A 23,716-nucleotide genomic window follows, 5' to 3' on the forward strand; every position below is an offset into this window, starting at 1 on the left:
TCTATCCTTATCCTACTAAACTTTTTACAAGCTCTGCACCGTTTTTAAGATTGGTTGCTGCTTTGATATTTTTAAGATTTGAATTATCTAAAATTGTCTTTGCTTCTGCTGCGTTAGTGCCATCAAGACGCACTACAATTGGAATATTTACCTCAACATTCTTAGTAGCTTCTAAAATTCCATTTGCTATCCTATCACAACGAACAATACCACCAAAGATATTGATAAATATAACTTTTACATTCTTATCTCTTAAAATGATTTCAAAAGCCTTTGCAACAGTTTCAGGAGAAGCTCCCCCGCCTACATCTAAGAAATTTGCAGGTTTTGCACCACTATAATTAATAATATCCATAGTTGCCATTGCTAGACCCGCACCATTTACCATACAAGCTACATCTCCATCTAATTTCACATAGCTTAAGCCAAATTCAGCCGCTTCTCTTTCAGCAGGATTTTCTTCAGTAATATCTCTAAGTTCAGCAATTTCAGGATGACGATAAAGCGCACTATCATCAAAACTGCATTTTGCATCAAGGGCATAAAAATCCCCTTCTGCAGTTTTAATTAAAGGATTGATTTCAAGCATATTCATATCTTTATCCATGTAAAGCTTATAAAGTTTAGCTATCATAGAAATAAGTTTTTTGCCTTCATCTTTATCAAGTCCTAAAACTCTCGCTACTTCAAGTCCATGAAACATTTTAAAACCAATTTGTGGATCAATGCCTACTTTTGCAATTTTTTCAGGACTTTCTTTGGCTACTTTTTCTATATCCATCCCTCCTTCACTTGAAGCGATAATGGTAATTTGCTCTGCCATTCTATTAAATAAAATAGCCAAATAATACTCTTTTACTATATTAGCGCCACTTTCTATATAAAGTTTTTGCACGAGCTTACCTTCAGGTCCTGTTTGATGAGTTACTAAATTCATTCCTAAAATTTTACTTGCATAATCTTTTACCTCATCTAAATTTTTAGCGATTTTAACACCACCACCAAGACCACGGCCTCCTGCATGAATTTGAGCTTTAACCGCCCAAACACTACCGCCTAATTCTTTAGCATTAGCCACAGCTTCATCTACGCTAAATGCAACTTTTCCCTTTAAGGTAGGGATACCATTATCCGCAAAAATTGCTTTTGCTTGATACTCATGTATGTTCATTTATTCTCCTTTATATTGATATTTGATTAAAGATTTTTCCAATTTGTCTTTTTCTTGTGAACTAAGATCTAATCTCATGATTTCAATCACACCTTCAAGTCCTAATCTTGCCATAACTCCCAAGGCTTTGTTTTGCACTCCAAATTCTCCATGTAAAATCACACTCATGGGTAAAAACTCGCCACTTCTTATGGACTCAAGCATTCTTATGCAAGCACTAGCAGGGGCTAAATAAGCTGAAGTTTTAAGATGTTTGATTACTTTAGCTCCACCTGTTTTAACTTCATTTTCCAAATCATCAAATTCTTCTTCATTTAAAAATTCACTTATATTTTTATTTTTAACACTTGCGTAAGATTTTACCAAAACCATATCATCATTATGAAAACCAATAAGTCTTGTATCCACGCTTGACATTTTGACATTAAGTTTTTTGGCAAGCTCATACTTAAATCTTGCATTGTCTAAAACTCCCGCCATGGCTATAATTTTCTTTGATGAAAAAATTCCGCTTTCATAAAGAGTATTAAGTAGAAAATCCACAGGATTAGTTAAAATAATAAAAAGCGGATCTTCTGTAAAATCTTTAATTTTTTTAGCGCAATCAAGCATAATGTTTGTATTCAACTGAAGCAATTCTTCTCTACTTTGCCCATCTTTTCTAGCAAAACCTGCACTAAAAAGCACTATATCTGAATTTTTGGTATGAGTATAATCTTTAGTGCAAAGTAAATCTATATTTAAATTTAAAGCAGCTATGCTTTGAGTAAGTTCTAGTTCTTTTGCATAAAGTAAATCCTCATTGATATCTACTAAAACAATTTCATTTGCTATTTCTCTTAAAATCAAAGCATAAGCTACGCTTGAGCCCACATTACCAGCCCCTATAACAGTAATTTTCATCTTTGTCCTATTTTTTCTAAAATAGCGTTAAAAGTTGCACTTGGACGCATGATTTTATTTGCTTTTTCATCATCAAATTTATAATATCCACCCAAATCCACTTTCACACCTTGTGCATCATTAAATTCGGCTCTGATTTTTTCTTCATTAGAAGAAAGCTCTAGGGCAATATCTTTAAAAAAGCTTTGAAGCTCCATATCACTTGCTTGTCTTGCTAAATGATTTGCAAAATACATTGCTAAGTAAAAATGACTTGTTCTATTGTCATCTTCTTTAACTTTTCTTGATGGAGCTTTATTATTTTCAAGCCATTCGCCTATAGCCTCATCAAGACATTCTGCTAAAACCTTAGCTTTATGATTACTACACTTATTTGCATAAAATTCCAAACTTGCTTGCAAAGCCAAAAATTCACCCAAACTATCCCAACGCAGATGATTTTCTTCGACTAATTGTTCTACTTGTTTAGGTGCTGAACCCCCTGCTCCTGTTTCAAACATAGCTCCACCCTTTAACATAGGCACAACAGAAAGCATTTTTGCACTTGTTCCAAGCTCTAAAATAGGAAAAAGATCGGTTAAATAATCCCTTAAAACATTACCCGTGATAGAAATAACATCTTTACCTTCTCGGATTAACTCTAAACTTCTTAAACAAGCTTCTTTTGGAGCTAAAATGGCTATATTTCTACCCTTTTCTTTTAAACGATTTTGTACCAAAGTTATCATGATTTTATTGCTAGCTCTTTTGCTATCTAACCAAAAAATAGCTTCGGCTCCACTAAGTTCTGATCTTTCTATACCTAAATCAATCCAATTTAGCACCGCATCAAATTTAGCCTGATTGACTCTATAAATATCACCTTTTCTAACCTTATGCTCTAATAAAACTTTACCGTTAGAAACTATTTTAAAAGTTCCTTCTTCTTTAGCCACAAAGGTTTTATCGTGCGAGCCATATTCTTGAGCCTTTTTAGCCATTAAACCTACATTAGATACACTGCCAAGTTTTGAAGGATTTAAAGTACCATTTTTATGCAAATCTTCAATAACCGCCTCATAAATAGTTGCGTAAGTTTGATCAGGAATTACGGCATTTGTGTCCTTTTCCTTACCTTCCTTATCCCACAATCTTGCGCCATTTTTAAGCATTGCAGGCATAGAAGCATCAACGATAACATCGCTTGGAACATGAAGATTTGTGATGCCTTTATCTGAATTTACCATAGAAATATCTGCAGATTTAGCTAAAATTTCATTGTATTTTTTTAAAATTTCATCTTTTTTGCTTGAATTTTCGATCTTACTTAAAAGCTCACTTAAACCATTATTTGGATTAATACCTAATTTTTCAAATTCATCTTGAAATTCGATAAATAATTCTTTAAAAAATACTTTTACCGCATAGCCAAAAAGTATAGGATCACTTACTTTCATCATTGTAGCTTTTAAATGCAAAGAAAAAAGCACATCATCATCTTTGCTTGCTTTAATTTCTTTTGCATAAAATTCCTGAAGTTTTTGCACATCCATAAAAGTAGCGTCTAAAATTTCATTTTTTTCAAGTTTTAAGCCCTCTTTTAAAATTTCATTTTTACCATCAACGCTTGTAAATTCTATATTAGCCACACAATCTTGATCGATTAAAACCGCTTTTTCATTAGAGAAAAAATCCCCTTCTTTCATGTAAGAAACACGAGTTTTTGAGTTTGGATTAAACTCAACCACACGATAAGGATTGTTTTTTGCATAGTCTTTTACCGCTTTTGTTGAACGACGATCTGAATTTCCTTGTCTTAATACAGGATTAACCGCTGAACCTAAAACTTTTTGATATTTTGTTTTAATTTGCAATTCTTCATCATTTTTTGGCTCATCTGGGTAATTTGGTAACATGTAACCCTTATCTTGCAATTCTTTAATCGCCGCCTTAAGCTGAGGAATAGAAGCTGAAATATTTGGGGTTTTAATAAGATTTGCATCCGATCTTTTGACAAGCTCGCCTAAAAGCTCTAAAGCATCTTCACATCTTTGCTCCTCTTTTAAATACTCACTAAAAGTAGCTAAAATCCTTCCAGATAAAGAAATATCCGAGGTTTTTACTCCTATATACGCCCTACTTAAAAAAGCTTTCACTATAGGCAAAAACGAATAAGTCGCAAGAGCTGGGGACTCATCTGTTAAGGTATAAGTAATTTGCATTTTTAGTCCTTTAAAAACTTATTTTTATTTTCATTTTTAAGTATATTACAAATAAAAAAAAATGCAAGAGTAAGTTTAAAGTTTGTTTTAGTTTTCAAACAAACTTTAAATATTTTTAATTAAGTAAATTAGCAGGAAGTTGTATGATATTTTTAATAAGATTAAAAGGGGTTTTTAGGGTATCTGTTAAAATTTCGGTATGAAATTTAGGGTCATCTATACTTCCATCTATTTTTAAGTTTGTGCTAATTTCTTGATTTTTACCTAAAATTACATAATTTAAAATTGGAACCTTGGATATAGCTTCTGAAGCTGATTTTAAAGTTTTAAGCTCTAAACTAAAATCCACTGTATTTAATCTTAAATTTGCTGATCCTAAACCATATATATCTACACTATCGCCGTTTAAATTAATAGCTGAAACTCTTAAAAGATCTTTTTTTCTATTAAAAATAATCTTTCCATCATGTAGGCTTAAACCTTTTTGATTAAAAGTTGGAGATTTAAACATCAATAAACTTGGTACAGTATCAATAAAGGAAATAAGCTGATTTACACCTTTTAAATCCTTCACATAAGTGTTTTTAAAATCGATCTGTCCGTCAAAATACTCCAATCCACTTCCTTTTATACTTAAGTTAAACACTCCATCTTGAACAGCTTGTTTTTGTAAAAACTCATTTAAATAATTATCATCAATATTGCTAACGTTTAAATTTAAATCATTAGAAGAATAATAAAGATCAAATTTTGCATTTCCTCTAGAACCTTTAAGATCCAAAGCATTGCCTTTTAAATCAGCCTCTACCCTATCAAAAGCCAAAGTTTTATTAGAATCTGGCAAAATTAAAGCTACATTTGCTCCACCAAAACTAATATTTTGGGTATTAGTAGAAATATCAAATGTTGAATTTGAAGAGTTGGAATCTTTTCTATAAATATAACTTAAATTTTTCAAATGAATTTCTTTATTATCAGAACTTATTTTAGCACTTGCTGTATCACTTTGAGTATGAATTTCCATAACGCCTTTATTTTTTACAATATCAAAGCTATCATTTTCATAAGGAGTTTGACCGTTGATAAGTAAATTATTTTTAAAATAAGCATCATTAACGCTTGCATTAAAATCTTCGAAATTTAAAGTTTTATAATAAACATTTTTAGCATCGATAAACCCAAACTTTTTAAGCAATGGAGAAAATGAAAATAAAATCTTAGGATTACTAAGATTAGCCTCAAGTCCATCTTTAAAATTTAAAATCAAATTCCACTGAGGAATGCTAATGTTAACATTTTGCGAATAATCTAATTTTACTTCTACATTTTGATTTTTTAAATCTAAAAGCTTCCCATTGTCAAAATAAAGCCTTGAAATCCGAGTATTGAAATTTCCTTGCTGTTTTTGTAAGTCAAATTTAGCATTAAAATCAGCCTCTAAAAAGCCATTTTTAACACTAGCATTTTCTATATTTAAATTATTTTGATTTAATTTGACAAATGCTTTTGCAATATTAAAATCAGCCAAAGAAATACTAGCATTCTCTAAAGCTAAAATACCACTATAAAAAATTTTACCCTTATCATGAAAATCAATTTTAAGCTCTAAATCACTTTTAATTTTTCCGCTTTTTTGATAAAAAGGTAATGAAAAATGATAATCTTCCAAAGCTTTAGCAAGTTTTTCGTCAAATTTTAGATTATTAGACTTAATGCGCAAATAAATCCCAGCTTTTTTTTCATCAAACAAATCATATAGATAAACCTTACTAGAACTTAAATCAGCACCATTATAGAAAGCTTTATTAAAGACAAAATCAAGCTTTTGTTTGTTTAAATTTAAATCGAGTTTTGGAATTTCAATAGCATTCATTTTATCATCCAAGCGAACTTTGACATTATTAACATAACCTGATGCACTAATATTGTCTAAATAATAATTATTTTTAGTAAAATCTATAAAGCCCTGCAAATAATCTAAATGATAAAATTCTCCCTTAGCCCTATATGCCATCCAAAGATTTAAACTCTGTGGAAGTTCTATTCTTTTATTAACTCTTTTAAAAATTTCCGTAATATTTCTAATGTTTAAATCTTCTATTTTATAAGCTAAATTTTTATCTTTATAAGAGATACTTGCGTTAAAGTCAAGCAATTCTCCACTTGCTCTACCTTGAAAATAATAAAACTCGCTCTTAGTATTGATACTTAAATTTCCATCAATATTTAAATCATAATCTTTTAATAAAAGTTTTTTAATATCAGCTATAAGTTCTTTATTTTGACGCTGTAATGTTAATTTTAAAAACAATAAATCATTATCTATAAAAAATTCATTATCTTTAAATAAAATACGCACATGATTATCTTTTATATTTAAATTTTGTATATCAATCTCTTCAACAAAAGTATATAGATATTTTAAATTTTTTGTTATTTTTAAAATCTCTGTTGAAGCATTATCAGAAGAGTGAGTTTGTGATGAAATTTCGGAATTTTGAGTCTCATTTATAGTGATATTTTTTGCTCGTACAATTAATTTTTTATCTAATTTAATATATAATTGTTCTAATTTTAAAAAATCAAATTGGATACTAGAGATGACAATCCCATTTTTAAGCACTATAAACAAAGCTAATATAAGCACAACAAAAAATACAACAATATATAAAATTTTCTTTTTCATACGCAACTTCTTTTTGATATTTATTTTGGGGATTTTTTATTATCTAACTCAGCCTTTAAAAAGCAATTCTGTGGTATTTATTCCCCAAGGTTCAATTTCTCAAATTATAACATATTTAAAGCAAAATAAATATCAGATGAGTAGTATTGATAAATATATTTTATTTTTTTTAGGACACCCTCAATCAGGCTGGATCAACATAGGTACAAAAGATTTAAATAGAGCTGAATTTCTACATAAACTCACTATTGCTAAAGCAGCACTTCAAACCATTACTCTTATCCCAGGGGAAACAAGTGTAATCTTTTTAGAACAAGCAGCCAAACAACTTGAACTTGATAAAGATATACTTTTAAAAGAATTTCAAGCTCAAGCTCCTTATGATGAAGGAGTTTTTTTACCAGAAACTTATAAAATTCCAAAAGGCATTACGGAAAATCTACTCATTCAAATGCTTTTAAACCATGCTGAAATTTCCAATAAAAAAACTTCTGAGAAAATTTTTGGGGATTATAATCCAAAAAAATGGCACCAATATATCATCATCGCTTCTGTAATACAAAAAGAAGCTGCTAACGAAAATGAAATGCCTATAGTTGCAAGCGTAATTTACAATCGACTTAAAAAAGGTATGAAGCTTCAAATGGATGGAACTTTAAATTATGGAATTTACTCCCATGTAAAAGTTACCCCACAAAGAATAAGACAAGATAATAGTTCTTATAATACCTATAAATTTACAGGATTGCCTAAAGAAGCGGTTTGTAATGTTTCTTTAGCTGCTATTCGCGCAGCTATTTTTCCTTTAAAGACAGATTATTTATATTTTGTGCGTGATAAAAATACTGGAGTTCATATTTTTAGCACAAATATAGATGATCACAATAAAGCCATAAATTTACAAAAAGGAAAATAATTTTGATATTTTTATACAAAATAGTTAAATTGGAACAGTATTTGCTTGCTAATATTAAAAATTATAAAAAGGATAAAAAATGATCAACCCATTTAAATCAAAAGAACTAGTTACTAGTGCTTTAGCGGGTAGAAATCTAAGAAATCAACTCATCAATGCCAATCTTGCAAATGTTGATACTCCTTTTTATAAAGCAAGAGATATTGAATTTGAAACAGCTTTGGTAAGTCGTGCAAATGAAATTTTTAAAAAAAATGATAATAAAGAATTGCAATTAGCTGTAACTGAAGAAGGACATCAAAAACCTTGGAAATTTCCAGATCCTAGTAAATCTACTATTTACTTAAGAGACGGACATTTAGCAAGAAATGATGCAAATACTGTTGATCTAGATGTGGAAACCACAGAAATGAGTAAAAATACAGTTATGATAACAGCTCTTGATGGAGTTTTAAGAAGACAAAGCAATATCTTTAGTTCTATACTTGATGCAAGCTCTAAATTAAGTTAAAGGTAAATTATGGCATACTTAAGTGATTTTGATATTAGTGGTTATGGTTTAAGTGCTCAACGTTTTAGAATGAATGTTATTAGCTCTAATATAGCTAATGCAAACACTACAAGAACAGCTGAGGGTGGGCCTTATAGAAGACGCGAAGTGATCTTTAAAGCAACAGATTTTGATAAGCTTTTAAATGAGCAAATTAACAAAGATAATAATTTTTTAAAATATGAAAATCCTTTAAATGATCCAAGTTCGCCAGAAGAAGCTAAACCTGCTATTCAAAGTGTTGTAGTGGATAAAGTGGTCAGAGATGACAAAGATTTTCGCATGAAGTATGATCCAAGCCATCCTGATGCAAATGCTGAAGGTTATGTAGCGTATCCAAATGTAAATCCTGTTATTGAAATGGCAGATTTGATTGAAGCTACAAGAGCTTATCAAGCGAATGTAAGTGCTTTTACAAGTGCAAAAACTATAGCTCAAAGTGCGATTGATTTATTAAGAGGATAATAAAAAATGAACAATATTAATGATTTAAGATTAAATAATAATATTTCAAATACCAACAAAAGTCAAAATTCCACAGGAATTGGTGATGAATTTGCCAAGATGCTTAAAAATGAAATCGATGATTTAAATAAAGCACAAGAAAGTGGAGAAGCTGCAATGACAGACATTGCCACAGGACAAGTAAAAGATCTGCATCAAGCAGCTATAGCTATCACTAAAGCTGAAAGCAGTATGAAATTTATGCTAGAAGTAAGAAATAAAGCGATCAGTGCTTATAAAGAAATCACAAGAACTCAAATTTAAACCCTAATGCAAGAATATAAAAAAAATAGGGTTTCAAAAGTTGCCTTTGCCTACTGCATGGCACTTTTGTTTATGATTATTTTTATCAGCTCTACTTTTTTTCTTACATCAAAACGTCATATACCTAACACTGAAAAAGATCAATACGCTCTTGCTCTAAGAGGATCGATTATAACTAAAGATAATTTTACTATCACAAGTTCTAAACAAATTTATCGCGCTGAAATTGATCTTAGAAGTATTAACAAAGATAAATTTGATCTATTTTTAAAGCTTTTTCAAATTTATAGTGGGATAAGTAACGATCAAGTAGCAGATATTAAAAAAAGAATGCAAAATCAAAAAAAACGTTCTTATAATTTTGTTCTTTTACAAAACTTAGATTCCAAGCAAGCAAGCTACCTTAAAGACCTTGCTAAAAAACTTTATATACAAGGCTTTTTCAAAGCTTTTACAAATAATTCTGGAAGAGTTGAAACAAGAGGATTAAATATCATCGAACATGAAGAAGATAGAATTTACATGTCAAAAGATTCTTTTACTCCTATTATCGGTTATACTAAAATGATATTAGATCCAGAAAGTGGAATTTTAAAAAATATAGGAGTTAAAGGTTTAGAAAAATACTACGATGAATGTCTAAGTCCTGTTCAAAATGAAAAAATTCAAGGACTTAAAGATATAGGTGGAAATATTATTTTAAATCTAAATTCACTACAACAAAAAAAGATCAATGGTTGTGATTTATATTTAAATCTTTCTTTGAAACTACAAAAAAGCATAGAAAAAGCCATAGATCAAAGAAATGAGGATTTAAAAGCCAATGAAATCATCGTTGGGGTAATGGAAAGCAAAACAGGAAGAATTTTAGCTTTAGCAAGCTCAAGGCGCTATGACCCGCAAAATCGTGGAAAAGATCTATCAGTTCTTAATGCAAGTGCTATAGAATACGGCTATGAAGCAGGTTCTGTTATAAAACCTTTTATCTTTACAACAGCCTTAAGACTTGGTAAAATAAAAATGGATGAAGTAATTAATACTTATGGCGGTTCTTATAAGCTAGGACGTTTCACCATCAAAGACGATCACAAAATGGACAAAATGACTATGGAGGAAGTTATAAGATATTCTTCAAATATAGGCATGATACAAATTGCTAAAAGACTTAACAATATAGAAATCGTATCAGGACTTAAAATATTTAAATTTGGCGAAAAAAGTGGTATTGACCTACCCTATGAACAAAAAGGAGAAATTCCAAATCCTAAGCGCTTAAGAGATATAGAAAAATCTGTTTTAAGTTATGGTTATGGACTTAAAACAACCTTTATACAACTCCTTGCAGCTTATAATGTTTTCAACAATGATGGGTTTTATATCACACCGCGTTTAGCTGAAAAATTCTATCAAAATGGACGCTTTACAAATCTTGATAATGATGTAAAAAAAGAAAAAATTCTTTCTAGCGAAGCCACTAAAACGATGCAAAATGTTCTTATAAATGTTATAGAAAAAGGAACAGGAAAAAAGGCAATTACACAAGGTATTATTGCAGGAGGTAAAACAGGAACGGCAAGAATAGCCGAAAGACAAGGTTACACCTCAAATCGCTACAATGCATCCTTTTTTGGTTTTGCAAATGATTTAAATCACGCCTATACCATAGGAGTTCTCGTAAGACATCCTACTAAACCCTATAGTTATTATGCTGCACAAAGTGCTTTGCCTATGTTTAAAGATGTTGTTGATATTTTAATCAATGAAGAATTTCTAACGCCTATACAAGACAATAACCAAACTAACACAAACAACTAGTTTGATATATCTTTAGAAAATATCACCTCAACAGCACCTATAAGTTCTTCAGCAATCTTAGCAGCAAAAGTTGTATCATTAAGTATTGAAATTCCTTCAGCTGTTGTGATTTTTCTTACTGAAATAAGATGTTCAACATTGCTCAAGGTTAAAGTATCGATTTCTTTTAAAATTTCTTTTCCTTTTTGAAGATTTTTAATAATCAAATAAAGCTTTTCACGATCTTCAACCACTCTAAGCTCTTCGATACTTCTTAAAAGCTCTCCTAAATTCGATCTAATTTTATTATACTCTAAAGCCAAAAATTCATTAGAAGAACTAGAATATTTCTTAATATTTGCTTGGATAATTTTTAAATTTTTAGTTGTTTCGACTAAATTTTTAGCTGCCATCTTAAAGGTAAAAATTTTATGATTCTTTGTTTCATCGTTAATATAAACTTGTGCTTTAGTTGAAAAATCAATAATAGCTTCAAAAAGAACCTTTATCCTAGTTTGATACAAATAGTCCAAATCCACATTTTTACTAAACCACCTTTTATTTTCTAAAATTTCTTTAAAACTTTTATCACTTTGTATATCTTTACGACTAAAACCTATAGCATGAGCAACAATTGCATAGGTATTGTTATAAAGATGCTCGCTTTCTTTCCTTAAAGCTTCGATGGCTGTGTCACTAAACTTAACCAAACTACTATCAAGATATAAAGGCTTGTCTTTATTCTTATCTTTAGGAGCTTTTACTATCTTATTTAAAAAAAGAACAATTTGAGGAGTAAAGAATGAAAAAAGCACAACACCAATTAAATTAAACAAAGTGTGAAATAATGCTACTTTCAAAGCTATATCTTCTATGTTTAATATAATGGATAAAAAATTAAGAAAATGTATAAAATAAGGAAAAATAAGCACTATTAAAAAAGCTATACCAAAATTAAAAATACAATTTGCAAACGCTAATTTCTTTCCTTCAATATTGGTACTTAAAGAAGCTAAAACAGCCGTTACAACCCCTCCAACACTAGTACCTAAATTTGCCGCTAAGGAATTTTCCAAACTGATTTGTCCAGCAAGTAAAGCAGCAACAATAATAGCCATTGTAGCTGTGCTTGATTGTATAACTCCTGTAAGCAAAGCACCTAATCCTAAAAAAACAAAAACTCCTTTAAAACCAGCAAAATCAAAGCGAGAAAGATCAATTATATGTTTAAAATTTTCAAAACCACTTTTAATATAATCCACACCCAAAAAGAAAAATCCTATACCAATAAAAATATTACCCAAACCCTTTAATACACTATCTTTTTGAAAGAAAAATAATACTCCAATAATCAAAAGTGGGATAGCTAACATTGAAATTTTAATATTTGTCAAACCAACAATCAGCCAAGAACTTGCCGTATTTCCTAAATTTGCTCCAAAAATAATCCCTATGCCCGCACCTAAAGAAATAAGCCCTGCACTCAAAAAAGAAATCGTAATAATAGAAACTAAAGTTGAAGATTGCATAATTAAAGTACTTAAAGTACCAAAAAGTATACTTTTTATCTTTGTATCAGTTGACTTTGCTAAAATTTTTTCAAGCAAACCACCACTAAAAGCTTTAAAACCTATACCTAAATTAGTCATTCCAATAAGAAGTATTGCCACTCCTGCTAAAAGATTGGCAAGCTCGTCATAACGAATTAAAATAAAAATCAGAACTAAAGCAAAAATGCTCCATGAAATAAATTTAAAATATTTTAAAGAATTTCTTTCCTCTTGCAATACCTAACCTTTTAATTTTTCAAATTCATTCATCAGAAATTCCCTCAAATTTTCAGCTTCTTCTTCGCCTTTTTCTAGATACTCAAGCAATAAATTTTCTAATTCTTTTAAAAAAGAAAAAAGTTCATTTTGCCAAATACTATCGTTTTTATTACTCAAATTCATGGCTTGTATGAAAGTCAGCTCCCTGCTTAAATCCCCAATTTTTTCTAAAAATTCATCTTTTTGATAAGAAATTTTTAATGCTAAATTAGTATTTTGGATATTTTCTTTAAATTCTCTGATTTTTTCATCGATTAAATCACAAAATTTCGGATAAATATCCATTTTAATAGGCTCTAAAAGAGTTCGCTCATCTATATTTAAAGTAAGCTTTTTAACAGCAAAATAAAGAGCTAAAAAAGACAAAGCTGCTATGAGTAAATAAATTCCTAGCATTAATAACCCTTAAGGGCTAGCATGCCACCATCTAAATTAATGCTTTCAAGTCCCAATTTTTCGGCTATAAATTCAGCTGCAACCATGCTTCTATGACCACTACGACAAATAAAAGCAAGTTTTTTATTTTCATCTCTTTTACTTTGAAATTCATCTAAAAATTTAGCATTTAAAAGCCCTTTATTATCATATAAAGCCACACATTGCGCATTAGGTAAAATACCTTCTTCCCATTCTAAAGGAGTGCGCACATCAAAAATTTGATATGCGTTTAAATCTTGCTTTGTCCAAAGACTTGCAGGGATATTTTCTATCATGAAAAAGCCTTGTTGATGATTTTTGTAAGGCTTGCATTAAATTCAGCAGGATTATCCACGCCCATACCTTCGCTTAGTTTTGCCATATTTAAAACTAGGGTTGCTATATCTGCGCTAAAGGTTTCGTTGTTTTTAAGACCTGTAAAAATAGCGTGTTTTGGATTGATTTCTAAAATAGGTTTGAAATTTTGCTCTTGACCCATTTGTTTTAAGAGTTGCTGCATAGCAAAATCAGGTTTATTTTTATCATAAACTATACAACTTGGGCTATCTTTTAAACGACTGGTTAGTCTTACATCTTCAACTTGATCTTTTAGAAGTTCTTTAAATTTAGCTACAAGTGGAGCAAAAGTATTTTTTTCCTCATCGCTTAGTTCATTTTTATCTTCTACTTGATTGATGGCTACAAATTTCAAACCTTCAAATTCTAGCATAGGAGTTACTAAAGAATCAATCTCATCGTCCATGAGTAAAACTTCTATATTTTTTTGTTTATACTCTTCAAGTAAAGGAGAAGTTCTTAATAAACTTTCATTATTTCCTGCTATATAAAAAATTTCCTTTTGTTCGCCTTGAAGGTCATTTTTATACTCCTCTAAAGAGCGTAAATTTTCACCTTTAGTGCTTTTATAAAGCATGAGTTTTAAAAGACTATCTTTTTCTCCGCCAAAACCATAAAGTCCTTCTTTTAATACTTTACCAAAGGTTTTAAAGAAAGATAAGTATTTTTCTTTATCATTGTTTTTTAGTTTTTCAAGTTCACCTAAAATCTTTTTAACGCTAGCTTCTTTAACACCTTTTAAAATTTGATTTTCTTGCAAAATTTCACGGCTTACATTAAGTGGTAAATCTTCTACATCGATAATCCCACGCACAAAACGCAAATAAGTTGGTAAAAGTTCTTTATCGTCATCGCTGATAAATACGCGTTTTACATAAAGTTTTAAGCCACTTTGATAATCCACACGGAATAAATCAAAAGGTGCATTTTGTGGTATAAAAAATAAAGAATTGTATTCTAATTTTCCTTCACTTTTAGTGTGAAGATAAAGTAAAGGTTTGTTTGAATCATGAAAATTTTGCTCATAAAATCTTTCATAATCTTCTGCTTTAAGGCTTGATTTTTGCATTCTCCATAAAGCATTGGCTTTATTGATTTGAGAAATTTTAAGTTCAGTTTTCCCTTCTTCTTCGCCTTCTTTAGCAGGAGTAAATTCTTCTTTTTCCATGAAAATTGGAAATTGAATATGATTAGAATATTTTTCTATAATGCTTTCGATTTTATAAGTATTAGCAAACTCATCATCTTTTAAGTATAAAGTAATGCTTGTACCTTGTTCTTCTTTGCTTGCGTCATCAATCTCATAACCATTTGCATCAGAACTCCAAAGATAAGCTTTATCATCTAAAGCTTTTTTACTTAAAACTTCGATTTTACTAGCCACCATAAAAGCAGAATAAAAACCTACTCCAAATTGTCCTATGAGTTGAGAATCTTTTTTAGCATCACCGCTCAAATTTTCTAAAAAGCTTTTAGTACCGCTTTTTGCTATGGTTCCAAGGTTGTTGATAAGATCATCTTTATCCATACCTATACCATTATCACTAATGCTTAAAGTTTTTTTATCTTTGTCAATTTTGATTTCAATTTTAGGTTCGAATTTTAAGCTTTTATATTTATCATCACTTACGCTCAAAAAATTAAGCTTATCTAAAGCGTCGCTTGCGTTTGAAATAAGTTCTCTTAAAAAAATTTCTTTATTAGAATATAAAGAGTGTATCATAAGCTGTAAAAGCTGATTTACTTCGGTTTGAAATTGCATTTTAATCTCCTTTGTAATTTTTTAAAGTGGTATTTTAGCAAAAAATACAAATTCTAAAGTAAATTTAAAGATTTATTTGAAAATTATAAAACCAAGCCATGCGGCAAATAAGCAAAGAAAGACATTTAAGATAATATTTAACGCAAAATGAAGATAATTTCCACTTTGCAAAAGAAGTAAATTTTGATAAGAAAAAGTAGAAAAAGTTGTAAAAGCTCCTAAAAAACCTGTACTTATAAAGCTTTTAAGTAAAGGAGATAAACCTTTATTTTGTACATAAGAAAACAAAAGTCCTATGATAAAAGAACCCAAAACATTAACAAAAAGAGTTCCAAGGTTGATAGAATAAGGAAAAAATTTATTCACTAAATTAATAGAAAGCATTCTTAATATTGCTCCTATAAATCCCCCAAAACCAACAACTAAAAGGGTATTTAGCAAAGCTTAGCTCTTTCTTGATCGAGTAATTCTTGCATTTTTTTTCTAGTGTTTTCAAGCCATTTGTCATTATTTGTATCGACTAAATCCATGCAAATGATTTTAAGCACTCCACTGCTTGCACTAAAACTTTTTGTGTCTAAAATTTTTGCAGAATCCACAATTAAAATAGGCTGAACTTTAAGATTTAATTTTTCACTTAAAATTTTTGCTCCACTTTGAAATTTAAGCATTTTTTCATTTTTAGATCTAGTTCCTTCTGGAAAAATAGCCAAAACCCTATCTTCGCTAATTCTTTCTTTTGCTTCTTTTAAAACTCGTACCAAATCACGCGGATTTTTTCTATCTATACAAAGAAGTTTTGGTTTTTTCATAGCAACTTTGAAAATAGGAATTTCTCCTAATTCTTTTTTGGCAATCCAGCATAAATTTTTAGGATATAATTCTTCTAAAGCGATAATATCTAAAGCACTTTGATGATTCATTAAAATCATCTGAGCTTGTGGATTAAAAGTACCAATGATTTCTTGTTTATAAGAGATGGTATATCTTTGAAATTTAGCCCAAATTTTGCGGATTTTCCAAAGTGTGTTTTGAGATTTTGTAAAGTAAAAACAAAAAACCACCAAAGCAACACTTAAAACAAAAAAAATCCAAAAATAAAGAGCTTTAATTTTTTTGTAAATCATCTTTATTAACCCAACCTATTTTTCCATCAGAAAACAGTACTTTAATATAATTTTGTCTTTTGCCCAAAACTTCTACTTTTTCATCTGCATTTGCCGTATAAAAATAAGTTGAAGGCTCTGTAGGTAAAATTTTAGCCCTAGAACCAGCCTTGATAATTGCATTTTGAGTATTGGTATCTACAAGAAAACTAAGCGCAAAACAAACAACTGCCAAAGCCAGAATAATGTAATTTTTTCTCCATACAAATAAAGCTCCAAATAAAACCGCTAAAAACCATAAGGTATATTGTTTATAAATATTTAAGTCTTTATTTACAGGATTTAAATCACTCTGAGTGCTGATCTCATCGTCACTAATTTTTAGTTTTAAATTTATATTTTCAAGCTTTTTACTGTCCTTATTGAAATACGAAAATTCAAAATTTGTTTTACTTAATGGCAAAATAGCATAATAAAAAGCACTAGAAGCATTAAAATCCCCTTTTAAATTTTCAATGCCTTGCTTTTGAATTCCTTCTATAAAAAAGCTTTTAAGATTTGTATTGGTTGCGTTTAGTTCTACCATCATAATGATATTAGCATCATCAAAATAACTCGCTTTAACTTTTTTAATTTCCAAAGAACTTGCCACAAGGTGTGAAAAATCTTTATTGGATAAAGTATTTTCAAATTTGATAGGATTAAGATTGATATCAGCCTCTTGAAAAGCTTCATTATTTCTAAGAAGTTTGATAGAAATTTTACTCAAACTAGCATTTGAATTTTTAGCTTCAAACCATAAAGTTGTTTTATATTCGTTATTGATAAATTCCCATTTTGCATCTGGATTTAAAAAAGATAAATTAGTTTTTTCTACGCTTATGTTAAAATCAAATTTTGTATTTTCCGTAGTGCGAGCATAGATCGTAATAGGAAAAACTTCTCCAACATATACCCTACTTGGATATTCATCATTTGTAAGAACCAAACTCCCTTTAGCTATAAAAGGATCATCTACATTGCTTTCAAAGTCATTATTTTCATCGCTTGGCGGAATATTTTGATAAATTTTTTGTTCTTCTTGGGGTAATTTTTGTAATTCTTTTTGCATATTTTCATCTTGACCGCTAAATACAGAAATTTCACCTCTGCCGAACAATACAACAACACTAAAAACTAAAGTTAATAAAATTTTCAAAATAAAAAGCCTTTAAGCATTTTCAAACCTAGATCATTACCTAGAACTTTTTCACAAGCACGCTCAGGATGTGGCATGAGTCCAAAGATTTTTTTGTTTTCATCACAAATTCCTGCGATATCAAATACAGAACCATTTGGATTTGACTCGTATTTTAGAGTAATAAGATTTTTATCTTGCAATTCTTTTAAAGTAGCCTCATCAGCGTAATAATTTCCCTCTCCATGGGCAATTGGCAAATTAATAATTTCATCTTTTTTGAAATTTTTCAAAAAGGCATTATCATTAGAAACTACTCTTAAATTTTGGTTTTTTGAGATAAAGCTAAGATTGTTGTTATGCTTCATTGCACCTTTTAAAAGACCGCTTTCAAGTAAAATTTGAAAACCATTGCAAATACCTAAGATATATCCTCCCTTTTTTGCATGATTAAAAACACCTTGCATAACAGGAGCAAGTTTTGCAATAGCTGCACATCTTAGATAATCTCCATAAGAAAATCCGCCTGGCAAAACAACTAAATCTGCATCAAATTCTTTTTCTTCATGCCAAACAATCTGCGTTTTTACTCCAAGTTTTTCAAAGGCATAAGCTGTATCAAATTCACAATTTGTCCCTGGAAATCTAATAATAGCAACTTTCATTTTACTCTTTCTCAATTATAAGCTCATAATCTTCAATGACGCTATTTACCAACAACTCTTCACACATTTTTTTGACTTGTTCTTTGGCTAATTTTTCATCTTTCTCATCAAGAGAAATTTTGATTTGTTTTGCTATTTTTACTTCTTTTATGCTATTAAAATTTAAAGAATGCAAAGCTTTTTCCACCGCTTTGCCCTGTGGATCTAAAACCCCATTTTTTAAAGAAATATTTACAATAACTTCCATATTTTTCCTTAATTTAATATTCTTTTTAAAACTTCTTCATAAGCCATTTTTACATTACCTAGATCTTGACGAAATCTATCTTTGTCTAATTTTTCATTACTAAATTTATCCCAAAATCTACAACTATCAGGACTTATTTCATCAGCTAAAACAAGCTCATTATCTTTAGTTAAACCCAGTTCGATTTTAAAGTCAATCAGCCTTAAATTCTTATTGTCAAAAAATGGAGTTAAAATAGAGTTAATCTTTCTAGCTATATTTTTAATTTCACTAATTTGAGCTTCATTTTGCACTAAATTTAAAATCAAACAATGCTCATCATTGATAAAAGGATCGCCTAAGGCATCATCTTTAAGACAAAATTCCACCAAAGCAAAAGGTAGTACAGTGCCATCTTTAATGCCCAGTCTTTTTGTAAGAGAACCTGTTGCAACATTGCGTACTATAACTTCAATAGGAACAATTTTACATTTTTTAACCACTTGTTCTGTATCGCTTATAGTTTCTACCAAATGGGTTTTAATCCCATTTTTTTCAAGCAAATGAAAAATTTCAGTACTGATTTTACAGTTTAATGCGCCTTTTCCACTTTCATTGCCTCTTTTTTCTGCATTAAAAGCAGTTAAATCATCTTTAAACTCACTAATTAGTAAATTTTCATCATCAGTTTTGAAAAGTTTTTTACCTTTTCCTTCGTAGAGCATTTCTTTTTTTGTCATTTTATTGTCCTTGTTTGATATTTAAAATTTTAATAGTATCAATAGCTGATTTTAACTGTGCGTCATCATTGATTTGTTTTTGACTGATTAGATTTTTATTGTCTTTATTTTCTTGTTTATCTTCTTTTTTATTTTTATCTATTTTTTCAAGCTCACTTTCTAAATGTTGTTTTAAGTCGCTTTCTTTTATAGAAAAACCATCTTCTTGAGTATTTACTTTACCTGGAAAAACTTCAATATCAGGTTTTACACCCACTGCTTGAATAGTACGGCCGCTTGGAAGATAATATCTTGCAATAGTAAGCCTTAAAGCTTCAGTTTTATTAATAGGTATGATTTGTTGAACACTACCTTTTCCAAAAGTATTTTCACCCACAATAACACCGCGTTTAAGATCTTGTAAAGCTCCACTTACGATTTCACTTGCACTAGCACTTCCACCATTTACAAGCACAACCAAAGAAGCATTAGAAATTTTGTTTTTAGGATCGGCTTTATATTCTTGATTTTCACTTGCGATGCGTCCTTTTTGAGAAACAATAACACCTTTATCTACAAATAAATTTACAAGTCCTATGGCTTGATTTAAAAGTCCACCAGGATTATTTCTAAGATCTAAAATAACCCCTTTAACATTAGGATATTTTTTAAGTTCTTTACTTGCCACATCTACAACATTTTTATCAAAATTTGTAACTCTAAGATAAAGAATGTTTTCATTTTCTATCATTTTTGCATAAACACTTTCTATCTTAATAATTTCTCTTGTAAGTGTAACATCAAAAGGTTTTGTTGCACCTTTTCTAAAGATGGTTAAAGTGATTTGAGTTTTTGGCTTACCACGCATTTTATCCACAGCATCATTGAGATTAATTCCCAAAGTGGCCTCATCATTAATTTTTAAAATAATATCTCCTGATTTTATCCCTGCTTTATCTGCTGGTGTTCCTTCTATAGGAGAAACAACTGTTAAAGCACCATCTTTCATACCTACGGTTATACCAAGGCCACCAAATTCACCATTGGTTTGAATTTTCATATCATTAAAATCTTTTTCATTTAAAAAAGAAGAATGCGCATCAAGATTGCTTAAAAGCCCTGATAAAGATTTATCCACCAAATCGCTGATATTTTGATCATCCACATAATATTGCTCTACTATGGCAAGAGTTTTTGTAAGCTTATCTAAAGCTTCTAGGCGTTTTTGAACCTGCTCTTCTTTTTGATCAACTTTAGCTTGTAAATGACTCGTTAAAAATAGACATAAAATAAAAGTAGTGGCAAAGCCTGCAAGACCTGCAAAAAATCGTTTTGTTTTCAAAATAAGCTCCATTATTGAGTTTTAGTTTAAAGAGTAAATTTTAATAAAAATTACTTAAAACTTCGTAAATAAATTTAAATTCTTAAAAATATGTTAAAATAGACTAAAAATTCCAAAAAGAAAGTTAATACAATGTGCCAAGAAAAACATACTCATACACATTCTCAAAAACATCTTAAAGCAGTTTGCAATCGTCTAAGTAGAACCATAGGGCATTTAAGTGCTATTAAAAGAATGGTTGAAAATGACAAAGACTGTAGTGAAATTTTAATCCAGCTTGCTGCCGTAAAAGCCGAAGTTAACAATACCGCAAAAGTAGTTTTAAAAGAACATTTAGCTCATTGTATGGTACATGCTATAGAAGAAAATGATATTCAAAGCATAGAAGAATTAAACAAGGCTATAGATATGTTTATGAAATAATCTAAAATTAGTCATTTGTCCTATTATTTAAAAAATTTTACTCAATTAACTTGACATTATATGACTAAAGTTATATAATGTCAAGTATATAAACTAAATAAAGGATAAAACATGGCAAATATACAAGATTTTTTAACTGATAATATGCTTTCAAACCTTGAAAGTGCAGCATCTTTAGCTATACATTCTAAAAATACCGAAGTCGTATCTTTGCACCTTTTATGGGCTTTAAGCGTAGATAGTACAAGTATTTTAAATCAAATTTTAAATAAATTAAATATTTCTAAAGAAGCCTTAGAGCTTGAAATTAAAAGCAGAATTTCAAAACTTGCAACGAGTTCAAATGTAAGCCGTGAAAATATACGCTTTTCCAATGAACTTATAAATTCATTAGAAAATGCTAAAGGATTGATGAGTGCTAATGGAGATAGTTATTTAAGTGTGGATACTTGGCTTATAAGTGAAAGTCAAAAAAGTCCTATTAAAGAAATTTTAGCGCAATTTTTAGATTTAAGAGAATTTCAAAAAGAGCTTGAAAGTCTAAGGGCAGGACGCAAAATCGATAGCAAAACAAGCGATGAAACCTTAGATAGCTTAAATAAATTTGGTATAGATTTAACCTTAAAAGCAAGTGAGGGTAAACTTGATCCTGTTATAGGTAGAGAAGAAGAAATCGAACGCTTGATGCAAATTTTAATACGTAAAACCAAAAATAACCCTATACTTTTAGGTGAACCAGGTGTAGGAAAAACAGCTATAGTAGAAGCTTTAGCGCAAAGAATTATCAAAAAAGATGTTCCAAAATCTTTACAAAATAAAAAAGTCATCGCTCTTGATATGAGTGCTTTAATTGCAGGCGCAAAATACAGAGGAGAATTTGAAGATAGATTAAAAGCTGTGGTTAATGAAGTGATAAAAAGTGAAAATATCATTCTTTTTATCGATGAAATTCACACTATAGTAGGTGCTGGAGCGAGTGAAGGCAGTATGGATGCGGCAAATATTTTAAAACCCGCTCTTGCAAGAGGTGAACTCCATACCATAGGCGCAACTACTTTAAAAGAATATCGTAAATATTTTGAAAAAGATGCAGCCTTGCAGCGCCGTTTTCAGCCTGTAAATGTAGGTGAGCCAAGTGTTAATGAGGCTTTGGCTATGTTAAGGGGTATAAAAGAAAAGCTTGAAATTCATCATAATGTAACTATAAATGATAGTGCTTTAGTAACTGCAGCTAAACTTTCAAAGCGTTATATAGCAGATCGTTTTTTACCTGATAAAGCCATTGATTTAATCGATGAAGCTGCAGCTGAACTGAAAATGCAAATTGAAAGTGAACCAAGTTCTTTAAGAAAAGTACGCAAAGATATAGAAACTTTAGAAGTTGAAAATGAAGCTTTAAAAATGGAAAATGATGAGAAAAATCAAAAAAGACTCGATGAAATCACAAAAGAACTAGCTAATTTAAAAGAAAAACAAAATGCCCTAAATTCACAGTTTGAAAATGAAAAAAGTGTTTTTGATGATATAAGCACTAAGAAAAAAGAAATTGATCTACTTAAAAATGAAGCTTCTTTAGCTAAAGCTAGAGGTGAATTTCAAAAAGCAGCCGAGCTAGAGTATGGAAAAATTCCAAGTCTTGAAAAAGAAGTAGAAATTTTAGAAGATAAATGGAAAAAAATGAGCGAAAATGGAGTTTTACTTAAAAATCAAGTAGACGAGGATTTGGTTGCTGGAATTTTAAGCAAATGGACAGGTATTAGCGTGCAAAAAATGCTAACCTCTGAAAAACAAAAATTCTTAGAAGTGGAAAAACATTTAAAAGAAAGTGTCATAGGACAAGATAAGGCCTTAAGTGCTTTAGCTAGAGCCATTAAACGCAACAAAGCAGGACTTAATGCGGACAATAAACCTATAGGAAGCTTTTTATTTTTAGGGCCAACAGGGGTAGGAAAAACACAATCAGCTAAAGCTTTGGCGAAATTTTTATTTGATGATGAAAAAGCAATGATTCGCTTTGATATGAGTGAATTTATGGAAAAACATAGTGTTTCAAGACTCTTAGGTGCGCCTCCAGGATACATAGGGCATGAAGAAGGTGGAGAGCTTACTGAAGCTGTACGAAGAAAACCTTATAGCGTGCTTTTGTTTGATGAAGTTGAAAAAGCACATAAAGATGTATTTAATGTGCTTTTAGGGATTTTAGATGATGGTAGAGCAACCGATAGCAAAGGTGTAACAGTGGATTTTAAAAATACCATTATCATTTTAACTTCTAATATCGCCTCAAGTGCCATTATGAATTTAAGTGGAAAAGAACAAGAAGATGCGGTAAAAAATGAGTTAAAAAATTTCTTTAAACCTGAGTTTTTAAACCGCTTGGATGATATTATCACCTTTAATCCACTTGGAAAAGATGAAGCTTATGAAATAGTCAAGCTTTTATTTAAAGATTTACAAATGAGCTTAGAAAACAAGGGGATAAAAGCAAGTTTAAGCGAAAATGCAGCCCTTTTAATCGCTAAAGATGGTTTTGATCCTGATTTTGGTGCTAGACCTTTAAGAAGAGCTATTTATGATCTTATAGAAGATAAATTAAGCGATATGATACTTGCTGATGAACTTCATGAAAATGATAGCATTATCATTGATGCAAAAGATGATGAAATAATCATCAAAAAAGCTTAATCATTTTGAAAGTAGAAAG

21 protein-coding genes and 1 pseudogene are annotated in these 23,716 nt (G+C 30.0%); 7 read left to right on the plus strand and 15 right to left on the minus strand.

All coding sequences use genetic code 11. The features are described 5' to 3' along the window. Positions 1-7: 7 nt before the first annotated feature. The 4 genes from sucC to AJN70_RS06715 form a co-directional block, all read right to left on the minus strand. Positions 8-1,171, minus strand: a complete 1,164-nt coding sequence (gene sucC / locus AJN70_RS06700) for an ADP-forming succinate--CoA ligase subunit beta (protein WP_002855069.1) — start codon at positions 1,169-1,171, stop codon at positions 8-10. Next, positions 1,172-2,074, minus strand: a complete 903-nt coding sequence (locus tag AJN70_RS06705; protein WP_053872536.1) for a malate dehydrogenase — start codon at positions 2,072-2,074, stop codon at positions 1,172-1,174. It abuts the gene before it with no gap. Continuing rightward, on the minus strand, positions 2,071-4,275 hold the full coding sequence (locus tag AJN70_RS06710; RefSeq protein WP_053872537.1) for an NADP-dependent isocitrate dehydrogenase: 2,205 nt from the start codon (positions 4,273-4,275) through the stop codon (positions 2,071-2,073). The genes AJN70_RS06705 and AJN70_RS06710 overlap by 4 nt, the downstream gene beginning before the upstream one ends. 115 nt (positions 4,276-4,390) lie before the next feature. Then, positions 4,391-6,961, minus strand: coding sequence for a DUF3971 domain-containing protein (locus tag AJN70_RS06715; protein ID WP_070295625.1), 2,571 nt, complete (start codon positions 6,959-6,961; stop codon positions 4,391-4,393). Here AJN70_RS06715 and mltG point away from each other — a divergent pair. The 5 genes from mltG to AJN70_RS06740 all read left to right on the plus strand — a co-directional run bounded on the left by mltG (position 6,876) and on the right by AJN70_RS06740 (position 11,010). Next, a complete protein-coding gene (mltG, locus tag AJN70_RS06720) occupies positions 6,876-7,877 on the plus strand; it encodes an endolytic transglycosylase MltG (RefSeq protein WP_053872539.1) in 1,002 nt (333 codons plus the stop codon). The genes AJN70_RS06715 and mltG overlap by 86 nt on opposite strands. A 79-nt stretch (positions 7,878-7,956) precedes the next feature. Further along, a complete protein-coding gene (gene flgB, locus AJN70_RS06725) occupies positions 7,957-8,388 on the plus strand; it encodes a flagellar basal body rod protein FlgB (protein WP_070295626.1) in 432 nt (143 codons plus the stop codon). A 9-nt stretch (positions 8,389-8,397) separates the two neighbouring features. Further along, on the plus strand, positions 8,398-8,892 hold the full coding sequence (flgC, locus tag AJN70_RS06730; protein ID WP_002855235.1) for a flagellar basal body rod protein FlgC: 495 nt from the start codon (positions 8,398-8,400) through the stop codon (positions 8,890-8,892). Between the two features lie 6 nt (positions 8,893-8,898). Beyond that, the gene (gene fliE / locus AJN70_RS06735; protein WP_002856884.1) at positions 8,899-9,195 is read left to right on the plus strand and encodes a flagellar hook-basal body complex protein FliE; all 297 of its coding nucleotides are present in this window, start codon (positions 8,899-8,901) and stop codon (positions 9,193-9,195) included. 6 nt (positions 9,196-9,201) lie between these two features. Then, a complete protein-coding gene (locus AJN70_RS06740) occupies positions 9,202-11,010 on the plus strand; it encodes a peptidoglycan D,D-transpeptidase FtsI family protein (RefSeq protein WP_053872541.1) in 1,809 nt (602 codons plus the stop codon). On the opposite strand, the gene AJN70_RS06745 is transcribed toward AJN70_RS06740, so the two are convergent. The 11 genes and pseudogenes from AJN70_RS06745 to AJN70_RS06795 all read right to left on the minus strand — a co-directional run bounded on the left by AJN70_RS06745 (position 11,007) and on the right by AJN70_RS06795 (position 20,604). Continuing rightward, positions 11,007-12,776: a Na/Pi cotransporter family protein gene (locus AJN70_RS06745; protein ID WP_053872542.1), complete on the minus strand. Its 1,770-nt coding sequence runs from the start codon at positions 12,774-12,776 to the stop codon at positions 11,007-11,009. The two genes, AJN70_RS06740 and AJN70_RS06745, sit on opposite strands and share 4 nt — an antisense overlap. Positions 12,777-12,779: 3 nt before the next feature. Continuing rightward, positions 12,780-13,214, minus strand: a complete 435-nt coding sequence (locus AJN70_RS06750) for a hypothetical protein (protein ID WP_070295627.1) — start codon at positions 13,212-13,214, stop codon at positions 12,780-12,782. Beyond that, a complete protein-coding gene (locus AJN70_RS06755; RefSeq protein ID WP_002861250.1) occupies positions 13,214-13,531 on the minus strand; it encodes a rhodanese-like domain-containing protein in 318 nt (105 codons plus the stop codon). Before AJN70_RS06755 ends, AJN70_RS06750 begins: the two co-directional genes overlap by 1 nt. Next, positions 13,528-15,354: a molecular chaperone HtpG gene (htpG, locus tag AJN70_RS06760; protein ID WP_070209768.1), complete on the minus strand. Its 1,827-nt coding sequence runs from the start codon at positions 15,352-15,354 to the stop codon at positions 13,528-13,530. The genes AJN70_RS06755 and htpG overlap by 4 nt, the downstream gene beginning before the upstream one ends. Positions 15,355-15,426: 72 nt before the next feature. Beyond that, positions 15,427-15,795: a fluoride efflux transporter CrcB gene (gene crcB / locus AJN70_RS06765; protein WP_070209767.1), complete on the minus strand. Its 369-nt coding sequence runs from the start codon at positions 15,793-15,795 to the stop codon at positions 15,427-15,429. Continuing rightward, positions 15,789-16,481 carry a lysophospholipid acyltransferase family protein gene (locus tag AJN70_RS06770; RefSeq protein ID WP_070209766.1) on the minus strand — a complete coding sequence of 231 codons (693 nt, stop codon included), beginning with the start codon at positions 16,479-16,481 and terminating at the stop codon, positions 15,789-15,791. Before AJN70_RS06770 ends, crcB begins: the two co-directional genes overlap by 7 nt. After that, a complete protein-coding gene (locus tag AJN70_RS06775; protein WP_044779934.1) occupies positions 16,462-17,658 on the minus strand; it encodes an SH3 domain-containing protein in 1,197 nt (398 codons plus the stop codon). The genes AJN70_RS06770 and AJN70_RS06775 overlap by 20 nt, the downstream gene beginning before the upstream one ends. Beyond that, positions 17,630-18,302, minus strand: a pseudogene (gene purQ / locus AJN70_RS06780) (phosphoribosylformylglycinamidine synthase I). The gene AJN70_RS06775 and the pseudogene purQ overlap by 29 nt, the downstream one beginning before the upstream one ends. Position 18,303: 1 nt before the next feature. Beyond that, positions 18,304-18,549, minus strand: a complete 246-nt coding sequence (purS, locus tag AJN70_RS06785; RefSeq protein ID WP_070209764.1) for a phosphoribosylformylglycinamidine synthase subunit PurS — start codon at positions 18,547-18,549, stop codon at positions 18,304-18,306. Positions 18,550-18,557: 8 nt separating this feature from the next. After that, a complete protein-coding gene (purC, locus tag AJN70_RS06790; RefSeq protein ID WP_002880951.1) occupies positions 18,558-19,268 on the minus strand; it encodes a phosphoribosylaminoimidazolesuccinocarboxamide synthase in 711 nt (236 codons plus the stop codon). Position 19,269: 1 nt separating this feature from the next. Further along, on the minus strand, positions 19,270-20,604 hold the full coding sequence (locus tag AJN70_RS06795) for a S41 family peptidase (RefSeq protein ID WP_002856815.1): 1,335 nt from the start codon (positions 20,602-20,604) through the stop codon (positions 19,270-19,272). 117 nt (positions 20,605-20,721) lie between these two features. Here AJN70_RS06795 and AJN70_RS06800 point away from each other — a divergent pair, with 117 nt between their 5' ends. Next, positions 20,722-21,012, plus strand: a complete 291-nt coding sequence (locus AJN70_RS06800) for a metal-sensing transcriptional repressor (RefSeq protein ID WP_002859054.1) — start codon at positions 20,722-20,724, stop codon at positions 21,010-21,012. 111 nt (positions 21,013-21,123) lie between these two features. Then, complete coding sequence (locus AJN70_RS06805) at positions 21,124-23,697, plus strand: ATP-dependent Clp protease ATP-binding subunit (protein WP_002880950.1); 2,574 nt, start codon at positions 21,124-21,126, stop codon at positions 23,695-23,697. Positions 23,698-23,716 lie beyond the last annotated feature (19 nt).

The sequence above is a fragment of the Campylobacter sp. BCW_4341 genome (assembly GCF_001764255.1).
Lineage (GTDB): Bacteria > Campylobacterota > Campylobacteria > Campylobacterales > Campylobacteraceae > Campylobacter_D > Campylobacter_D jejuni.